The 16,827-nt window shown below is 71.3% G+C and carries 16 protein-coding genes, 1 tRNA gene and 1 pseudogene; 11 read left to right on the top strand and 7 right to left on the bottom strand.

Going from position 1 to position 16,827, the window contains the following annotated elements; genetic code table 11:
- Positions 1-107 precede the first annotated feature (107 nt).
- The 4 genes from ACQPZA_RS36625 to ACQPZA_RS36610 form a co-directional block, all read right to left on the bottom strand.
- A complete protein-coding gene (locus tag ACQPZA_RS36625; RefSeq protein ID WP_169400419.1) occupies positions 108-1,595 on the bottom strand; it encodes a dynamin family protein in 1,488 nt (495 codons plus the stop codon).
- Positions 1,592-3,451, bottom strand: coding sequence for a dynamin family protein (locus ACQPZA_RS36620; RefSeq protein ID WP_433277114.1), 1,860 nt, complete (start codon positions 3,449-3,451; stop codon positions 1,592-1,594). The genes ACQPZA_RS36625 and ACQPZA_RS36620 overlap by 4 nt, the downstream gene beginning before the upstream one ends.
- Positions 3,452-3,619: 168 nt before the next feature.
- Positions 3,620-4,489 (bottom strand): IniB N-terminal domain-containing protein, encoded by an 870-nt coding sequence (locus ACQPZA_RS36615; RefSeq protein WP_433277113.1) that lies wholly within the window; start codon positions 4,487-4,489, stop codon positions 3,620-3,622.
- 272 nt (positions 4,490-4,761) lie between these two features.
- A complete protein-coding gene (locus ACQPZA_RS36610) occupies positions 4,762-5,616 on the bottom strand; it encodes an IniB N-terminal domain-containing protein (protein WP_433277111.1) in 855 nt (284 codons plus the stop codon).
- 290 nt (positions 5,617-5,906) lie between these two features.
- On the opposite strand from ACQPZA_RS36610, the gene ACQPZA_RS36605 reads away from it, so the two are divergent.
- From ACQPZA_RS36605 to ACQPZA_RS36585, 5 genes are all read left to right on the top strand, one after another.
- Positions 5,907-7,985 (top strand): Hsp70 family protein, encoded by a 2,079-nt coding sequence (locus tag ACQPZA_RS36605; RefSeq protein WP_433277109.1) that lies wholly within the window; start codon positions 5,907-5,909, stop codon positions 7,983-7,985.
- Positions 7,986-8,169: 184 nt separating this feature from the next.
- On the top strand, positions 8,170-8,436 hold the full coding sequence (locus ACQPZA_RS36600) for a hypothetical protein (protein WP_169399781.1): 267 nt from the start codon (positions 8,170-8,172) through the stop codon (positions 8,434-8,436).
- Between the two features lie 34 nt (positions 8,437-8,470).
- A complete protein-coding gene (locus tag ACQPZA_RS36595) occupies positions 8,471-8,938 on the top strand; it encodes a GNAT family N-acetyltransferase (RefSeq protein WP_169399782.1) in 468 nt (155 codons plus the stop codon).
- Between the two features lie 51 nt (positions 8,939-8,989).
- Positions 8,990-9,808: a hypothetical protein gene (locus ACQPZA_RS36590; protein ID WP_169399783.1), complete on the top strand. Its 819-nt coding sequence runs from the start codon at positions 8,990-8,992 to the stop codon at positions 9,806-9,808.
- A 49-nt stretch (positions 9,809-9,857) separates the two neighbouring features.
- On the top strand, positions 9,858-10,205 hold the full coding sequence (locus ACQPZA_RS36585; protein ID WP_433277107.1) for an MmcQ/YjbR family DNA-binding protein: 348 nt from the start codon (positions 9,858-9,860) through the stop codon (positions 10,203-10,205).
- A 14-nt stretch (positions 10,206-10,219) separates the two neighbouring features.
- Here ACQPZA_RS36585 and ACQPZA_RS36580 read toward each other — a convergent pair whose 3' ends face one another.
- Complete coding sequence (locus tag ACQPZA_RS36580) at positions 10,220-11,104, bottom strand: LysR family transcriptional regulator (protein WP_433277105.1); 885 nt, start codon at positions 11,102-11,104, stop codon at positions 10,220-10,222.
- 71 nt (positions 11,105-11,175) lie between these two features.
- Between ACQPZA_RS36580 and ACQPZA_RS36575 the strand changes: the two genes are divergently transcribed.
- The 4 genes and pseudogenes from ACQPZA_RS36575 (at position 11,176) to ACQPZA_RS36560 (ending at position 14,068) form a co-directional block, all read left to right on the top strand.
- Positions 11,176-11,670 (top strand): cupin domain-containing protein, encoded by a 495-nt coding sequence (locus ACQPZA_RS36575; protein WP_433277103.1) that lies wholly within the window; start codon positions 11,176-11,178, stop codon positions 11,668-11,670.
- A 4-nt stretch (positions 11,671-11,674) separates the two neighbouring features.
- Entirely contained in the window at positions 11,675-12,133 is a 459-nt protein-coding gene (locus ACQPZA_RS36570) for a GNAT family N-acetyltransferase (RefSeq protein WP_433277101.1), read from the top strand.
- A gap of 63 nt (positions 12,134-12,196) precedes the next feature.
- Positions 12,197-13,395, top strand: a pseudogene (dinB, locus tag ACQPZA_RS36565) (DNA polymerase IV).
- A 121-nt stretch (positions 13,396-13,516) separates the two neighbouring features.
- Complete coding sequence (locus ACQPZA_RS36560; protein ID WP_433283132.1) at positions 13,517-14,068, top strand: class I SAM-dependent DNA methyltransferase; 552 nt, start codon at positions 13,517-13,519, stop codon at positions 14,066-14,068.
- A gap of 4 nt (positions 14,069-14,072) precedes the next feature.
- Here the strand turns inward: ACQPZA_RS36560 and ACQPZA_RS36555 are convergent, their stop codons facing one another.
- Together ACQPZA_RS36555 and ACQPZA_RS36550 are read right to left on the bottom strand one after the other, a co-directional pair.
- On the bottom strand, positions 14,073-14,690 hold the full coding sequence (locus ACQPZA_RS36555) for a GyrI-like domain-containing protein (protein WP_433277099.1): 618 nt from the start codon (positions 14,688-14,690) through the stop codon (positions 14,073-14,075).
- A gap of 108 nt (positions 14,691-14,798) precedes the next feature.
- Positions 14,799-14,872 (bottom strand) — tRNA-Gly (locus ACQPZA_RS36550).
- Positions 14,873-15,058: 186 nt separating this feature from the next.
- Between ACQPZA_RS36550 and ACQPZA_RS36545 the strand changes: the two genes are divergently transcribed.
- Positions 15,059-16,213: a UDP-N-acetylglucosamine 2-epimerase gene (locus ACQPZA_RS36545; protein ID WP_433277097.1), complete on the top strand. Its 1,155-nt coding sequence runs from the start codon at positions 15,059-15,061 to the stop codon at positions 16,211-16,213.
- Positions 16,214-16,236: 23 nt separating this feature from the next.
- Positions 16,237-16,818 (top strand): dCTP deaminase, encoded by a 582-nt coding sequence (gene dcd / locus ACQPZA_RS36540; RefSeq protein ID WP_433277095.1) that lies wholly within the window; start codon positions 16,237-16,239, stop codon positions 16,816-16,818.
- Positions 16,819-16,827 lie beyond the last annotated feature (9 nt).

The following is a 16,827-nucleotide window of genomic DNA, read 5'->3' as shown; positions in this document are numbered from 1 at the left end:
TGGATCTTGGTCGATGAGAGCCGTGATCCAGGGGCCGCCTGGGCGCGGCTATCGCGATTGAAGATCCGCGGACCCCCTAGGAGCGCGCCGAGCCCTCCTGGCCTCCGTCAGCGGTACAGGCCGGCGAGCACGCCCTCGCAGCTGCGGACCACCAGCCGGGCGACGTCCGACACGGCGCGTCCGGACATCGGGCTCTCGGCCCGCCGCTGCCAGCGGGCCACGGCGTCCAGCGCCGCGGCGCGCAGCTCGTCGGGGTGGGCGTCGGGTTCCAGCCCGAGGCGCGCGGCGGCCGAGCCGCCGTCGCCACCGAGCAGCCGCTCGGCCTCCTGCAGTGCCTCGGTGGGCAGCCGCACCGCACCGGAGCGCAGCGTCGACAGCAGCCGCAGCTCGGCGAACTCGTGGGCGCCCGCCAGGATCCGTTCCACCTCCGCCACCAGCGGCGCGGCCGCCGGGCGGGGCTCGCGGGTGAGCACGAGGTCGACGGCCAGCAGCGCCGAGCGCGCCTTGAGCAGGTCACGGCGCTCGGTGAACTGGGTGGCGAGCACGCTGCGCAGATCGTCGAGCCCGCTGCGCTTCACCAGCTCGGTGGCGATGGCGTTGGGGTCGTTCATGCCCTGGCGGATCAGCGTGGTGGACAGCCGCACGCCGAACAGGCCGAACCGCTCCATGAGGCGGGCCCGGGTGTCGGCGTCGGGCCCGGTGGACGGGTCCGGGAGCTCCGCCCGGGAGAAGCGGTCGACCGACAGCAGCATCGCGTCGAGGTCGGCCCGGGGCAGCTCGGCGAGCGCCGTGAGGGCGGCGAACTCGTGCTGACGCATGGTGCGCCCGGTCTGGGCGAGCAGGCCGGCCACTGCCACGACGGTCTGGCACAGCCCCCGGATCTTCTCGTCGGCCCGGTAGCGCCGCGCGATCCGGCGTGCCGAGCTCAGCGCGTCGAGCCGCCCGACGCCGATCTCGTCGGCCCGGGACAGGACGCCGATCGTGTTGACGGGCGTCGCCCTGGCCACGCCCTGGTCGAAGAACGACTCCAGGAAGCGCACGTCGGTGGCGTGCAGGTGGCGCATCAGGTAGATCACGGCGTCGGCCTGGCTGGGCGACTCGTCGGGGGTGAGGAAGGCGCCGGCCCTGGCCGAGGTGTCGGCCGACAACGACGCGATACCGGGGGTGTCGATGAGGGTGTGGGTGCGCAGGCTCTGCGACGGCCACTCCACCTCGAGCTTGTCCACCTGTTCGACCGGCGTGCCCTGCAGGTCGAAGGACAGTGCGCCGTTCGCACGGCTGATCGCGAGCTGCCGCGGTGGCACGCCCCTGGGGTACATCATCACCTTGGGGACCTGGGCGTCGATGTACCACGTGACGATGCGGGTGCACTCGCCTGCGTCGGTGGGCGCGATCTCCTCGCCGACCAGTGCGTTGAGCAGCGTCGACTTGCCGGCCTTGACCTTGCCGGCGATCGCGACGCGCAACGGCTCGTCGAAGCGGTTCAGGTTGTGCTGCAGCCACCCGACGGCGTTCGGGCTGTCGCGGTAGACGTCGATCGTGCGCCGCAACAGCACGCGGACGACGGAGCCGAGCGCGGGGGTGGGACCGTTCACAGGGACTTCCTCGCCGGGCTCCGGGGCGCTGCCCCCGACCCGACGGCGACGGGTTGACCGGCACCCAGGTCCTTCACGAGTGCGCGCGCCCTGGTGGCGAGCCCGTCGATGCGCTCGAGCTCGGCCTTGAGGTCGCGGATCCGCCGCTCACGCTCGGAGCTGGTGGTCTTCACCGCGTTCTGCGCGGCGAGTACCGACGCGGCCAGCGACGTGCTCATCTCCTCGGCGATGGCGCTGAAGTGGTCACGCAGCTGCCGCTGGGTGCGCCGCAGCATGTCGCGCGAGTCCTTGCCGACCTGGAACGTCACCTCGTCGATGTGCTTGCGCACGGCCTGCTTCCCGTCCGAGCGCCGTTTCATCAGCTGCCTCTTGCTCTCGTCACGCACGGACTTGACGCCCAGCGCGATACCCGCGGGCGCCCCCGCGAAGATGGGCAGGCCCATGAAGGCGCCGAGCATGCCGAACATCAGCATGCCGCTGTAGCCGCCCCGCATCCCGGTCAGGAGCTTCTGGCCGGTGCCGAACTTCTCCACCTCGGGCTTGACGAGCGGGTCGACCTTCCCGGCCATCCCCTCGTCGTCGAACCGCAGCTCGGGAAGCAGGATGTCGGCTCCCTCGGCGAAGTGCTCGGCCACCCGCCCGGCGAGCCAGCGGGCACGTTCGGCCGCCCACACGAAGTTGGCGGACGCCGCGGACGACACCTGCTGGTGGAACCACTCCGCGAACTGCTCCCAGATCTCGGCCGGGTCGGCGTCGTCGATCAGCTGTTCCGCCTCGCGCGTGATCGTGCGCAGCCGGTCCCGCAGGTCGTAGTCGATGTCGGACTGCAGGTCGGCGACGCCGTCGTTGAGCGTGATCTGCCACCGTGAGGAGCGCTGCTTGAGCTCGTCGGCGTTGCCCTTCGCCCGCGACAGCTCGGCGACGAGCGACTCCATGCGCTCCGGGTCCTGCTGGACCTCGAGCTCCGCCTTCATCCCCGCGGCGAGCTGCTCGGCAACGGACAGCACGTCGTGGCTCGTCGAACGCCGGTCCAGGTCGTCGGACTGGGCGACCACCTTGTTGAGCAGGAAGTTCACCAGCTGACGGAACCCCGACTCGTCCATGAGCGCGGTGTCCTGCGTCTTGGCGGCGTGCAACCGCAGCATGGAGGACACCGGGAACATCTCGGCGTCGATCCCGGTGGCGGCGAGGTGGCCGCGGTCGAGCTCCATGATCCGGCGCCAGTGCGGGTAGAGGTCGGTCTTCGTGAGCACACACGCCACGTTCGGGCACAGCTTCAGCGCCGCCTGCAGGAACTCCAGCTCGGGTCCCGTGTACTCCTGCGCGGTGTCGGAGACCAGCAGCACGGCGTCGGCGCTCGGCAGCGCCGACATGGTGGCGGCGCCGTGTGCGGACCCCAGGCCACCGACGCCAGGGGTGTCGACGAGCACCAGGCCGCCGGCGAGCAGCTTGCGGGGCAGCCCGACCTCGGCGTAGCTCAGCATCGCCTTGTTGCCCGGGTTGCCCGCCTCGGAGACGTACTCGGCCAGCCGCGCGGCGGGCACCTCGATGCGCTCCGGGGCCGCGTTCTCGGAGCCCTCCCGCACCAGGGCGACCGTGGTGGTCTCGGCGTGCTTGACGACGGTGGGCACGGCGGTGGCGATGTCGTCGTCGACCGGGCAGACCGGAGCGTTGACCAGCGCGTTGACCAGCTGGCTCTTGCCCTGCTTGAACTCCCCGACCACGAGGACCCGCACATCGGGGTCGACCAGGCGCTTGCGCGTCTGGAGCAGCCTGCCGCCGAGATCGGACCGTTCGTAGGCGGTGGTGGCCTTCAGTGCGAGGTCGACCAGTTCGACCGCTGCGGGTACCGCCACGGTGTCCCTGCCCTCCTCACGGCTGCGTGTGCAGGCGCGAACCTGCTGCTTCCAAGAACGACACCGGCCCCGCCACCTCGGAGGATCCCGTGGAGTGGCGGGGCCGGTGGTCGCATCAGCTGGAGATTACCCCGGCATGGGGCGGGCTCCGGCGACCGGTGAACGTGATCAGTGGTCGACCGTGAGGTCGTTGTGGCTGTCGACGTCGTTGTGCGTGGTGTCGTGCGAGTCGACGTCGGTCGAGGAGTGCGAGTCGTTGAAGGAGCCCGACGTGGTGTCGTTGTCCTCGTTGAACGAGTCGTCGTACTCGGTGCTGGTGTGGGTCTCGGTGGTGGTGTCGTTGAACGAGCCGTCCACGTCGGAGCTGCCGTCGGCGTCGCCACCGACCGCGATCGCGCCACCGTTGTTCACCGAGACGTCCTCGAACGAGGTGCTGTTGGCGTCGCCGTCGCCGAACGCGGCGGTGTTGTCGTCACCGCTGATGACGTTGTTGTCGTCACCCACGACGTTGTGCTCGCCGTTGACGTTGTTGTCGCCGACCTGGTTGTCGTCGCCGGTGACGATGGTGGAGTCCTCGATGTCCCCGCCTGCCGCCACGGCGCCGTCGCCGGAGGCGACCGCGGAGTCGATGTCGATGTCCTGGTCGAAGTCGCCGCCACCGGTGTCGATCTGCTGGTTGACGGAGTTGTCGACGATGGTGTCTCGGTCGTCGATGTGGTTGTTCGTGATGTAGGTGTTCAGGTAGCGGACGGTGGCGTCGTGGTCGCTCTCACCGTCGTGCCGGTCCGGGGTGTGCGGCGGGGGCACGTGGACGTTGTGGTGGCCGCCGTTGCCGCCGGAGTTGTGCTCGCGGTCGAAGTCGGCGTCCTGGCTGTCCTCGAGCAGGACGAGGGCGTCGCGGACGTCGTCGGGCGAGATGTCGCCGCAGGAGGCCAGGAAGCTCTCCGGGTCGTCCTTGTAGGCGGCCAGCGCCTCCGGGTCACGCAGCAGGTTGAGCAGCAGGTCGAGCAGCGAGGTCGAGGTGGTCATCTCGGTCATCTCCCCAATGTGGGTCGGGTTCGCGGGCTGCCGGGCGAACCGGCGTTGCCAGGAAAACTAGGTCGCTCCGCCGGCCGGGCCATCGGGGATCGTCCAGAGTTCTCGATCCCGGGGGTGGGGGCTCGGCGTCGTGTCTGCCTGGGGGATCGGGGGCCGGGTCCGGCCTTTCCGATCGGCGGGAGGGCGGCCTCCCGGACGTGCGGCGGTGCAGCACCGACCGCGGCCCCGCTCCTACGGGAGCGGGGCCGCGGCCGAGCGCGGGTGGAGACCGATCAGTGGTCGATGTCGACGTCGTTGTGGCTTCCGACGTGGTTCACGGTCTCGTCGTGCGAGTCGACGTCGGTCGAGGAGTGCGACTCGTTGAAGGAGTTCGACGTGCTGTCGTTGTCCTCGTTGAACGAGTCGTCGTACTCGGTGTGGTTGGTGACCGTCGTGTTGGTCTCGTTGAACGAGTCCTCGACGTCGTAGTCGCCGCTGGCGTCGCCGCCGACCGAGATGGCGCCGCCGTTGCCCACGGAGACGTCGTCGAAGGAGGCGCTGTTGGCGTCGCCGTCGCCGAACGCGGCGGTGTTGCCGTCGCCGCTGATGACGTTGTTGCCGTCACCCACGACGTTGTCGTGCCCGCTGACGTTGCCGTCGCCGACCTGGTTGCCGTCGCCGCTCACGATGGTGGAGCCGTCGATGTCCCCGCCGGCCGCCACGGAGCCGTCGCCGGAGGCGACCACCGAGTCGACGTCGATGTCCTGGTCGAAGTCGCCACCGTGGGTGTCGATCTGCTGGTTCGTCGAGTTGTCGACGATGGTGTCCTGGTCGTTGACGTAGTTGTTGGTGATGTACCGGTTGAGGTACTCGACCGCTGCCTCGTGGTCGCCACCCTCGTAGTGCACCGGAACCGGCGGCGGCGACGGGAAGTGCACGTCGTTGTGGCCGGTGTTGTACTCCCGGTCGAAGTCGGCGGTCTGGTTGTCCTCGATCAGCGTGAGGGCGTCGTGGACGTCCGCCGGGCTGAGGTCGTCGAGGCCGTAGTACTTCAGAGCGGCGTCGGGGTCGTCGGCGTACCAGTCGCGGGCCTGCTCGTTGGTGAGCAGCTCACGCAGGAACTCGAGCAGCGTCATCGGCTCGCTCATGGCGATCATCTCCGGTGTGTCGGTGGGGTCCCGGTCGGGCCGACCGGCGTTGAGACGAAAGCTATGAGGGGGGCGCCCCCGGGCCATCGGGGATCAGCCATGGTTCGCCGACCGCCCGTTCGGGGATCGGGCGGCGAGCCGTCGGGGGACCCGGGGGAACACATAGGGGATCGGGCTCGCACCCCTGCGTGACCCGTTCGGGAGCTAACGGACGTACGCAATACTGCGATGCCGTTAGAAGTGGGACCGATCCCGGCGTCGGGGCCGGATCGGCGGCTGAGGGGAACTCGATGGGCTACCAGCTCGGTATCGACCTGGGGACGACGTATACCTCAGCTGCCGTGTGCCGGTCGCCTGGCCAGGTCTGGGCCGAGCCGGAGGTCGTGACCCTCGGCACCCGCAGCTCCATCGTCCCGTCGGTGCTGTTCGTGGCCCCCGAGGGCTCGGTCGTGGTCGGTGAGGCCGCCGAGCGCCGCGCTCTGACCGACCCGGATCGGGTGATACGCGAGTTCAAGCGCCGGATCGGCGACCCGACGCCGATCCTGGTGGCCGGGCGGGCGTGGGCCCCGGAGGAGCTGTCGGCCCTGCTGGTCCGGTGGGTGGTCGACCGGGTGGCGGAGCGGGAGGGCGGCCCGGCCGACCGGATCGCCGTCACCCACCCCGCGTCATGGGGCACGCACAAGAAGGACCTGCTCGCGGAGGCGCTCGCCGACCAGGGCCTGACCGTCACGTTCCTGGCCGAGCCGCAGGCCGCCGCCCTGCACTACGCGGCGGCCGAGCGGATCCCCGCAGGCTCCGCGATCGCCGTCTACGACCTGGGCGGTGGCACGTTCGACGCCGCGGTCGTCCGCAAGGGCGACCTGTCGGCCGACGCGGCCGGCGTCGGATTCGGGCTGCTCGGCCATCCCGAGGGGATCGAACGGCTCGGCGGCATCGACTTCGACGACGCCGTCTTCGAGCACGTCAGGTCGGGCCTGCCGGCGGCCTTCCCCGTCGATCTGGACGACACCGACCCCGCGGTGCTCGCCGCCGTGGCCCGGGTGCGGCGCGAGTGCACGGAGGCCAAGGAGGCGCTGAGCAGCGACACCGACGTCTCCATTCCGGTGCTGATGCCCGCCTCCCGCGGTTCGGTGCGGCTGCACCGCAGCGAGTTCGAGGCGATGATCCGGCCCCACATCGAGGACACGGTCGCCGCGCTGCGCAGGGCGGTCGCTTCGGCCGGCCTCATCCCCGAGGAGCTGACGGCGGTGCTGCTGGTGGGCGGCTCGTCGCGCATCCCGCTGGTCGGGCAGCTCGTGTCCGAGCAGCTCGGCAGGCCCGTGGCCGTCGACGCCGACCCGAAGAACGCCATTGCCAAGGGTGCCGCGCTGGCGGTCTCGCCGAAGCCGACCGCGTCGTGGCCGGGTGTGGTGATCCCCCCCGTCACCGGCGCCACGGAGGTGGTCGAGCACTGGACCCCTGCCGGTGCCGCCGTGTTCCCGCCGGTCCGGCCGCCGCTGCCCGCCCTGACCCCCGCGGGCGCCTCGTCGCAGTCCGGGAGGTTCGCCGGCTACCCCGCGGCGTCGCACGAGCCCGCCACGTCGTTGCTCTCCGGCAGCCCGGCGCCGTCGGCCGCGCCTCAGGCGGAGTGGATCCACCGCGAGCCGGTTCCCGAGCAGCGGCAGGTCGGGTTGCTGGTGGGGATCGGCGGGCTCCTGGCCGCCGCGGCGGTCGGGGCCGCGGTGATGCTGTGGCCCACCCCTCCCTCGTCCGCGGAGATCGGCACGAACAACCGGCCGAGCGATGCCGTCGCCACGTCCGAACCCGAACCCGGTCCCGACTCGCCGGTGGTCCCCCCTCCCGACACGGGTGCCCCCCGGGAGGATGCGGGGGGTAACGGCGGCAGTGGTTCCGGCGGTTCGGCGGGCAACGGGAACAACGCACCCGGCAGCGGTGGCGGCCCCGTCCGCGCCCCCGCCCGGCCCAGTGCCGGTGGCTCCGCGCCGACGACGACCGCGGTGGTCGATCCCCCGCTGGGCGGGCCGACGTCCGAGCCGCCGCCGGCGCAGACCACGACCGACCCCCCACCCTCGAGCAGCACGGGTGGAAGCCAGACCACGACCCCGGGGACCGGTGGCCCGGTGACCCCTCCTGTGGGCGGCGGTTCAACCTCCCCGCCCGCGGGTGGCACCCCGGGCGAGACCCCCGCGGGTGGCGGTGGCGCCACGCCGCCGGGCAGCGGCACCCCCGCGGACACCGGCGGCGGCACCCCGCCGGCCGGAGGCCAGCCGGCGAGCGGCACGGGCGCGGCCGGCCCCACCGGGAGCGGCGCTGCCGCGCCTTCCGTGCAGTCCACGCAACCGCAGACGGCTGCCTCGCCGACCGTCTGACCCGTCGCCCGGGGCTCTGCGGGACGCCGCCGGCCGGAGTGCGTACCTCCGGGCGAACAGAAGTGATCGTCCGCCGTGCTTCACTCGTGTCGCTGCGTCCCGACCCCGTCACATCCGAGCAGGCTCCGGCGATGAACGTGCGTATGGCGCGCCGGTGGCGCGCCGGGGGAGAGGGAGATCTGTAGTGCTGCGGATGGGCGGGGCGGTCATCGCCATGGAGATTGCGGCGTTGGGCGTCGCGTACGGGGCCTTCGGGTGGCCCGTGCTGTTGGTCGGGGTACCTCTGATTCTGGGAACGGTGCTGGTGCTCGCGTTCGTGCGGGTGTCCGAGGGAGCGCGTCGCAAGCTCCACGAACACCGCGCGCAGCGCGCACGGCCCGTGGTCGCGGGCGGGCTGATGAGCGGGTTCTTCACCCCCGTGCCGAGCGGGGATGACCGCGTGAGCCGCTGACGCGGGACGCCGGGTGGGGCGGGACACTGGTCGGGTGCTGATCCGGCCCGCCCGCCCGGACGAGGCTGCCTCGCTGGCAGCGCTCGCCGTCCGGGCCAAGGGACACTGGCCCTACCCGGCGGAGTTCCTCGCCCGCTTCGCCCGCACGCTCGCACTCACGCCCGAGGTGGTGGCGGCCAACGACGTGCAGGTGGGCGAGCGGGCGGGCGAGGTCCGCGGGTTCTACACGCTGCTGCACCGTGGCGAGCTCGTCGTGCTCGACGACCTGTGGCTCGAACCCGCCGAGATCGGGCACGGGTCGGGACGGCTGCTGTTCGAGCATGCGGTGGCCCGTGCGACGGCCCGCGGTGGGCGCGTCCTCGAATGGGAGGCCGAGCCGTACGCCATGGGCTTCTACGAACGGATGGGCGGTGTGACGGTCCGCTGGGCGGACTCCCCGCTCGGCAGACCGCTCCCGGTGATGCGGCTGTCGTTACCGCATCCTTCCCCCTCCGGCGCCTGAACCCGGCGGGTCGGACGAGCGGCCCGCGTCGCGGGGCGGCATGCTGACATCGTGCTGGTCGGGATCCTGCTCGCGACTGTCGCGATGGTCCTGAACAGCTTCGGGGCCCTCCTGCAGGCCGCGGGTGCGCGTCGTGCCACCCGTACCCGACCTGCCGCGATCCAGCCCCGCTACATCGCCGGGGTCTCGGTGGACTTCGTGGCGTGGGGCTGCGCGGTACTGGCATTGCGCGTGCTGCCGGTGTTCGCGGTGCAGGCCATCATCGGCGGGACGATCGCCCTGACCGCCGTGGTGAGCGCCCGGATGATCGGGGTGCCGTTGCCGGTCAGGAACCGGATCGCCGTGGCGGTGTGCCTGGCCGGCCTGGTCATGGTGGCGGCCAGCGCGGGGAGCGAGCAGCCGCCGGTCCGCCCGCGTGGCGTCGACGTCGTCCTGCTCGTCTCGCTGCTGCTGCTGGCTGTCGCCGTGCTGATCCTGCGGCAGGGCAAACACGCCTGGCCGCTCGCGCTGTTGTCGGGCCTGGGGTTCGGTGGCACCGCACTGTCGGTGCGGGCTGCGCACGTCCAGACCGGGGAAGGGTTCGACCTGGCGCTGCTGCTCGGCCAGCCGTCCACCTACCTGGTGGTCGGGTTCTGGCTGGTGGGGATGATCGGCTACACCGCCGCGCTGTCCCGTGGCGAGGTCGGCGCGGTCACCGCGGTCTTCACGGTGACCGAGGTGCTCGTACCGGGGATGGTCGGCATCCAACTGCTGGGCGACCCGGTGCGCCCCGGCTGGGAGTGGGTGCTGGCGGTGGGTCTGGCGGCGGCGCTCGCGGGCACGGTGGTGATCGCGAAGGCCCCACCGCTACAGCCTCCCCGGGCTCGTTGACCTCCGATTCGTCCATGACGGGCGGCGCGGAGCAGGCCACGATGGCTCCATGCCGAGCTGGGACGACGTCGTGGCGATCGCGAGCGGGCTGCCGGAGGTGGAGCAGTCGACCTCCTACGGGACGCCGGCCCTGAAGGTGAAGGGCAAGGGATTCGCGCGGCTCCGCGTCGAGGCCGAGGGCGGGCTCGTCCTGATGTGTCAGATTGACGAGAAGGAGGCACTGCTCGCCTCCGGCGACCCCGCGTTCTACACGACGGCGCACTACGACGGGTACGGCGCGATCCTCGTCGACCTGGAGAAGGTGTCACTCCAGCAGCTGGCGGAGCTGGTCGAGGACGCGTGGCGCGAACGGGCCCCGGTCCGCCTGAGGAAGGCGTACGACGCGGCGCGCTCGTGAACGCGGCTGCCGCGTCAGCCTGCTCGGCTCCGGATGACGCGGGCGAGCTCGCGCACGCGTTCCGTCTCGCCCGCCCGGCGCCACACGACTCCCCACTCGGCGTGTGGCGCGTCCCGGAACGGCACGAACGTGATCCTCGGGTGTGCGAAGTACTGTCTCGCGTGCGCGGCGAGGGGGCAGATGCCCTCGCCGGCCGCGATCGCCGCGAGCAGCTCCTGGAACGTCGTGAGGACGCGTCCGCGCCGCACCGGATGGCCGGCCGGCGTCGTCCACGGCTCGGGAGGTTCCACCCAGTAGGGCGGTGCGGGGCGGGCCGCGCGGAACACCGTGTCGCGGGCGAGGTCGTCGAGCGTCACGGAGTCGAGCCGGCTGAACGGGTGCCGCATCGGCACGGCCAACACCATCGGTTCGGTGAGGACGACGGGGCCGGCGGTGAGATCCGGTTCGGTGACGGGCAGCAGTGTGACCATCGCATCCACCTCACCGCCGCGGAGCAGCCCGAACGGGTCGCGGAAGTCGGCCTCCCGGACCTGCACGTCGCCGTCCGGACGCTGGGAGCGGTACGCGTCGAGCACGTCGGCGACGAGGTCGGCGACCCCCGGCGCCTCGAACCCGAGGCGCAGGACGCCGCCCGTCCCGCGGCCCGCGTCCGTCGCCCGGGCCACGCCGTCGACGATCTGCCGGTAGGCGGGCGCGAGATCGTCCCGCAGCCCGGCGCCGATCCGGGTGAGGGCCACGCGGCGGCTCGTCCGGTCGAAGAGCGGGGCGCCCACCTGGCGCTCCAGCTTCTTGATCGTCTGGCTGATCCGGGCCTGGGACACGTGCAGCCGCTCGGCCGTGCGGCCGAAGTGGAGCTCCTCGGCGAGCGCGAGGAAGATCTCGATCTCCCGGAGCTCCATAACTTACAGATTATCGTTCCGGGGCGTGTACGTCGTTGTTCCGGGCCCCGCCCGGGGCGATCGTCGACGTCATGAACACGACCACGACACCACTGCTCGTCCGGGCGTCCGACGCCGAGACCCTCACCGCTGACCCCGGCGGGACCATCGCCCTGCTCGCCGACTCGGCCACCACCGGCGGGGTGATCACCTGCAACAGGTCGACCTTCAGGGCGGGGGCCGACGGCGCCCCACCGCACTTCCACACCCGTGCGTCCGAGCTGTTCGTCGTGCTCGGCGGCAGCCTGCAGGTGCTGGTCGAGGACCGACTGCACGTCCTCGACCAGGGCGACGTCCTGCTCGTCCCGCCGCGCGTGCCGCACGCCTTCGGCGCCGTCCCGGGTGCGGACGCGGACGTGCTCTTCGTCTTCACCCCGGGGATGGACCGGTTCGACTACTACCGGCTGCTCGACTGCGTCCACCGCGGGGAGGCCGACCCGCGGGAGATCGGGGAGTCGCAGGCGCGCTTCGACAATCACTACGTGGAAAATGCGCTGTGGCGCGAGGCTCGCACCGCGACACGATGACGTCATGATCGACGGCGTGGCGATTCGAGTGGCGGACCAGCACGACGCGGAGGGCATCGCCGGGCTCAGAAGAACCCTCCGCGACGAGCAGCTGGGGCGACCGAGCCACGACGACGGGTTCGACGCCCGCTTCGAGGAGTGGATCCGGAGCGAGGCGGGCCGCCGGGTCTCTTTCCTCGCCGATGCCGGCGACCGGCTGATCGGGATGATGCACCTGGTGGTCTTCGAGCGGATGCCGAGTCCGGAGCGAACCCCGTCGCGGTGGGGATACCTGGCGAACGCCTTCGTCCTCGAGGGTTTCCGCGACCGCGGTGTCGGTTCGGCACTGCTCGACCGGCTGCTGGGGCACGCGCGGGAGATCGGTTGCGTTCGGGTCGTGCTGTCGCCGAGCGAGCGTTCCGTGCCGTTCTACGCCCGGGCCGGATTCGGCCCCGCGACCATGTTGATGGCTCAGGTGCTCTGAGGCATGACGCCGGACCGCTGATCGGGTGACTCCGATGCCCGGTGACCGGATCGATGCGAACATATGTTCGTGTCGGGCGAGGGGACGATCCTGCATGCCGACCTGGACGCGTTCTACGCGTCGGTCGAGCAGCGCGACGACCGCCGGCTGCGCGGCCGTCCGGTGATCGTCGGGGGCGGTGTCGTGCTGGCCGCGAGCTACGAGGCGAAGGCCTGCGGCGTCGTCACGGCGATGGGTGGCGCGCAGGCGCGGTCGCTGTGTCCGCAGGCCATCGTGGTGCCGCCCCGGATGTCCGCCTACTCCGCCGCGAGCAAGGCGGTCTTCGAGGTGTTCCGCAACACCACACCGCTGGTGGAGGGCCTGTCGATCGACGAGGCGTTCCTCGACGTCGCGGGGCTGCGCCGGATCGCCGGCCCGCCGAGCGGGATCGCGGCGCGGCTGCGCGCCGAGGTGCTGGAACGGGTCGGGCTCCCGATCACCGTCGGGGTGGCGCGGACGAAGTTCCTCGCGAAGGTGGCGAGCGGGGTGGCCAAGCCGGACGGCCTGCTCGTCGTGCCGCCCGACGACGAGCTCGGCTTCCTCCACCCGCTCGCGGTGGAGCGGCTCTGGGGCGTCGGCAAGGTGACGGCCGCCAAGCTGCACGAGCACGGGATCTGCACGGTCGGCGAGGTCGCCGAACTGCCTGAGAAGATCCTGGTCTCCCTGCTCGGCGGGGCGCTGGGCCGGCATCTGCACGCCCTCGCCCACAACCGTGACCCCCGGCCGGTGCAGCCCGGCCGCCGCCGGCGCTCCATCGGGTCCCAGCGGGCGATGAGCCGCCGGGCGCCGAGCACTCCGGAGGCCGTCGACGCCGTGGTCGTCGCGCTGGTCGACCGCATCTGCCGGCGGTTGCGGGGCGCCGACCGGGTGGGGCGCACCGTCGTGCTCCGGCTGCGGTTCGGCGACTACTCGCGGGTCTCGCGCTCCCACACCCTGCCCCAGCCGACCTGCTCGACCGAGGCGGTCCTCACCGCGGCGCGGGCGCTCGCGGCCCGGGCCAGGCCGCTGATCGATGAGCGGGGGCTCACGCTCGTCGGCGTGGCGGTCGCCAACCTCGACGACGATGCCGCACTGCAACTGGTGCTGCCGTTCGACGAGGAGGCGGGCACCGCTCTCGACGCGGTGCTCGACACCGTCCACGACCGTTTCGGTTCGGCGGCCGTCACCCGCGCCGTGCTGCTCGGCCGGGACCCGGCCTTTCGGTCCCGCTGCTCCCGGACTGATCCCGGCGGGAAATGCTCCCTCTACGATCTTGTCGTGGACGACAGTACCGACGAGCTTCGACGTGCCCACGACGAACTCGCGGAACTGTACGCGGAGAAACTGGCCGACGCGCTCGACCGGATGCCGATCGACCGAGCAGTACTGGGCTTGTTCTGCGACCTGGTTCTGGAGTCGGGAAGCAGCAGGAGAGTCGGCGACGTCGGCTGTGGATCGGGACGCCTGGCGCCGTTCGTGGCCGGCCGCGGGCTGGAGCCGCACGGGGTCGACCTGTCGCCCGAAATGGTCCGCATCGCACGTCGTGACTACCCGGGTTTCCCTTTCGAGGTCGCTGATGTGCGTGATCTGCCGTTCTCCGACTCCTCGCTCGGTGGTGTCGTGAGCTGGTACTCGCTCATGTATCTCCACCCGGCCGCCCGCCCGCGTGCGTTCGGCGAGCTGGCCCGCGTGATCGAGCCGAACGGGTTCTTCGCCACCGCCTTCAAGGCAGGCGACAACTCGCTGAGACGCGGCGGCCGTACCGTCGGCGTGGAGTTCGACATCTACTGGTTGTCCACCGAGGAGATCACCGGGAGGCTGGAGGCCGCCGGCTTCCGTGTCGTCTTCACCGGTGGCCGGCCGGCAGATCCTGACGAGGCGCAGCCGCAGGGCTACGTGATCGCTCAGAAGATCTGACGGCTCACGCGTCGGCTACGGGCTGTCGCAGGATCGTGCGCAGCTTGGCCGGCTCGGCTCGCCGCGGATCGCTGAGGTAGATCTCATGGTGCTTCCCGACCATTCTGAGGCCCTGGGCAGGGACGAACTCCTCGTGCATGTGCCGGAGCAGTTCGGCCTCGTCGTCGTAGGCCCCGACGTGCAGGGCCTGAACGCAGCGTCCCTCGGACAGGGCCTCCAGGCGGACGTCGTCGAGTCGGGCCGGTCGGTCCTTGCGGCCGACCTGCTCGACGGCATCGGTGAACATCTCGGCCGTGATCCAGTCGGGAACCATGATCATCAGAGTCCAGTCCCACTGCGTCTTGTCCCGCGCGGTGGTGAAGGTGTCCATGTCGTCGGCCCACCACAGACCCTCCAGCGGCATCACGACGTAGTCGCGGTCGAGGATCTTCTTGCTGGCGAACTTGAGCGTGTAGGCCACCGGGTAGAGGGCCGAGACCGCGTCCCCGTAGACGGGGGTGTTCGGGTCGCCGTGGCCGTCGATCATGAGGTACTGCAGGTCCGGCACATGGGTGACCTGCGGAGAGTTGCGCTTCGCCGTGTAGCACGCCAGTTCCCGCTTGAAGTCCAGCTTCGCCGTCACGAGTTCTCCTCGGCTCACGCGGGCAACGACGTTCCGGACGCACGCGGCGACCCGGACACGACGAAGGCCCAGCGCGGCGGGAAATGCCGCTGACCTGGGCCTTCTATGTGGAGCGGATGACGGGAATCGAACCCGCGTATTCAGCTTGGGAAGCTGATGTTCTACCATTGAACTACATCCGCAGAGTGTATGAAGGAGCTTAGCACCTCACACTCCGTAACGAGCAAGGCCAGTCCTGTACACCCAACAGGGTGGTTCTCACCCGTACGATCCGGTTGGTGAGATCGGGACTCGACGGCCGGTAGACACCCGGTTCACACTGCTGGAGCCCCGTAAGGCCAGCTCCCCCGGCCGCGAAGGACCCGAGCATGACTGAGCTCGACCAGCCCCTGGGTTCGCTTCCTGCCCAGGATCACGATCATGACGTGCTCCTGATCGCCGGGAGCCGCCCGGAGGTCGCTCGACTGGCCCCGGTCGCCACCGCGTTCGCCGACTCCGACCGGATCCGTGCTCTCACCGTCGCCACCGGTCCGGATCCGATGACCGTCCACGAGGCCTTCGAGTCGCTGGGAGTGCCCGCCGACGTCACGCAGCTGTTGCGGGAGCCACCCGGTCCCCATCCGGCCGCGATCGCGTCGTTGTTGATGACGCGGCTCGACGAGCTGCTCGTCGATCTCGACCCTTCCGCCGTCATGGTCTACGGCGGTGGCATGACGGCCGTGGTGGCCGCCCAGGTCGCATTCTGGCGGCAGATCCCGGTCGTGCACCTGCAGGCGGGAGTGGCGGGCGACGACCTGCTCTGCCCGTTCCCGCAGGAGGCCAACAGGCGCGTCATCGGGCAGCTCGCGTCGCTGTTCCTCACCACCACCGGCGACGCCGCGCTGGGCAGCCCGGTCGGGCCCAACGCCATCTCGGTGGGCGACACGCTGGCCGCCAACCCCCGGCCGGCCGATCTCCGCTTCGCTCGGCTCCTCCGGCGGGTGCGGTCCGGCGGTCCGCAGATGGTGCTCGTCGGGCTGGACCGGCCCGACTCGCTTGGCGTCCTCGCCAGTCTGCCCGACCTGCTCGATCGCGAACCCGACATCGAGATCGTCGTCTACGGCGAGCTGGCGAGCCACGGTGCCGCCTACCCGCTGCTGGGCCACCCCCGGGCCACCGTGGTGCGCAACCTGCCGCTCGCGGAGCTGGTCTGGCTCATCGCGGCCAGTGCCGTGCTGGTCTCGGACGACCCCGAGCTGGTCACCGACGCTCCCGGCCTCGGCACGCCCGCCGTGCTCGTCGACGGACCGCACATCCCGGAGCCCGGCGACTCGATCCGCAGCATCCTCAGCCCGGCCGTCATGACCACGGTCCGCCAGATCATCAGGGCCGCGCCGAAGCCGGCGTCCCCGCCGTCCGACGGCCTCGAGGCCGCGCGGGTCGAGCAGGCCGTGGCATGGATGTTCGGGCTGTGCCCGTCGCCGGTGCTCTCCCCGACCTTCCCCACGTCCATGACCGACCCGGCCACCAACACCGAGGTCTGACGCGGCGCCGATAGTCTGGCCTGGTGCTGCTGTCCGACGGTGACCTGCGCAAGGAGCTCGAGGCCGGACGTCTCGTGCTCGACCCGTGGGATGAAGCGATGCTCCAGCCCTCGAGCATCGACGTGCGGCTGGACCGTTTCTTCCGGGTGTTCCAGAACTCCCGCTACACCCACATCGACCCGGCGCAGCAGCAGGACGAGCTGACGACCCCCGTCGAACCCGACGGCGACGAGCCCTTCGTGCTGCACCCCGGCGAGTTCGTGCTGGGCTCCACCTTCGAGTCGGTGTCGCTGCCCGACGACCTGGCCGGGCGGCTGGAGGGCAAGTCGAGCCTGGGGCGGCTGGGCCTGCTCACCCACTCCACCGCCGGCTTCATCGACCCCGGGTTCACCGGGCACATCACGCTCGAGCTGTCCAACGTGGCGAACCTGCCGATCACCCTGTGGCCGGGCATGAAGATCGGGCAGCTGTGCCTGTTCCGGCTGTCGAGCCCCGCCGAGCGCCCCTACGGCAGCGACGGCGTCGGCTCCCGCTACCAGGGGCAGCGGGGGCCGACGCCGTCGCGGGCCCACCTGAACTTCCACCGGGCCGACACCCGGCGCTGACCTCCCCGG

Origin of the sequence: Pseudonocardia xinjiangensis (genome assembly GCF_050948425.1) — a bacterium.
In the GTDB taxonomy this organism is placed as follows: domain Bacteria; phylum Actinomycetota; class Actinomycetes; order Mycobacteriales; family Pseudonocardiaceae; genus Pseudonocardia; species Pseudonocardia xinjiangensis.
The sequence above is the reverse complement of the archived record's forward strand: the minus strand, read 5'-3'. Positions and strand labels throughout refer to the sequence as shown.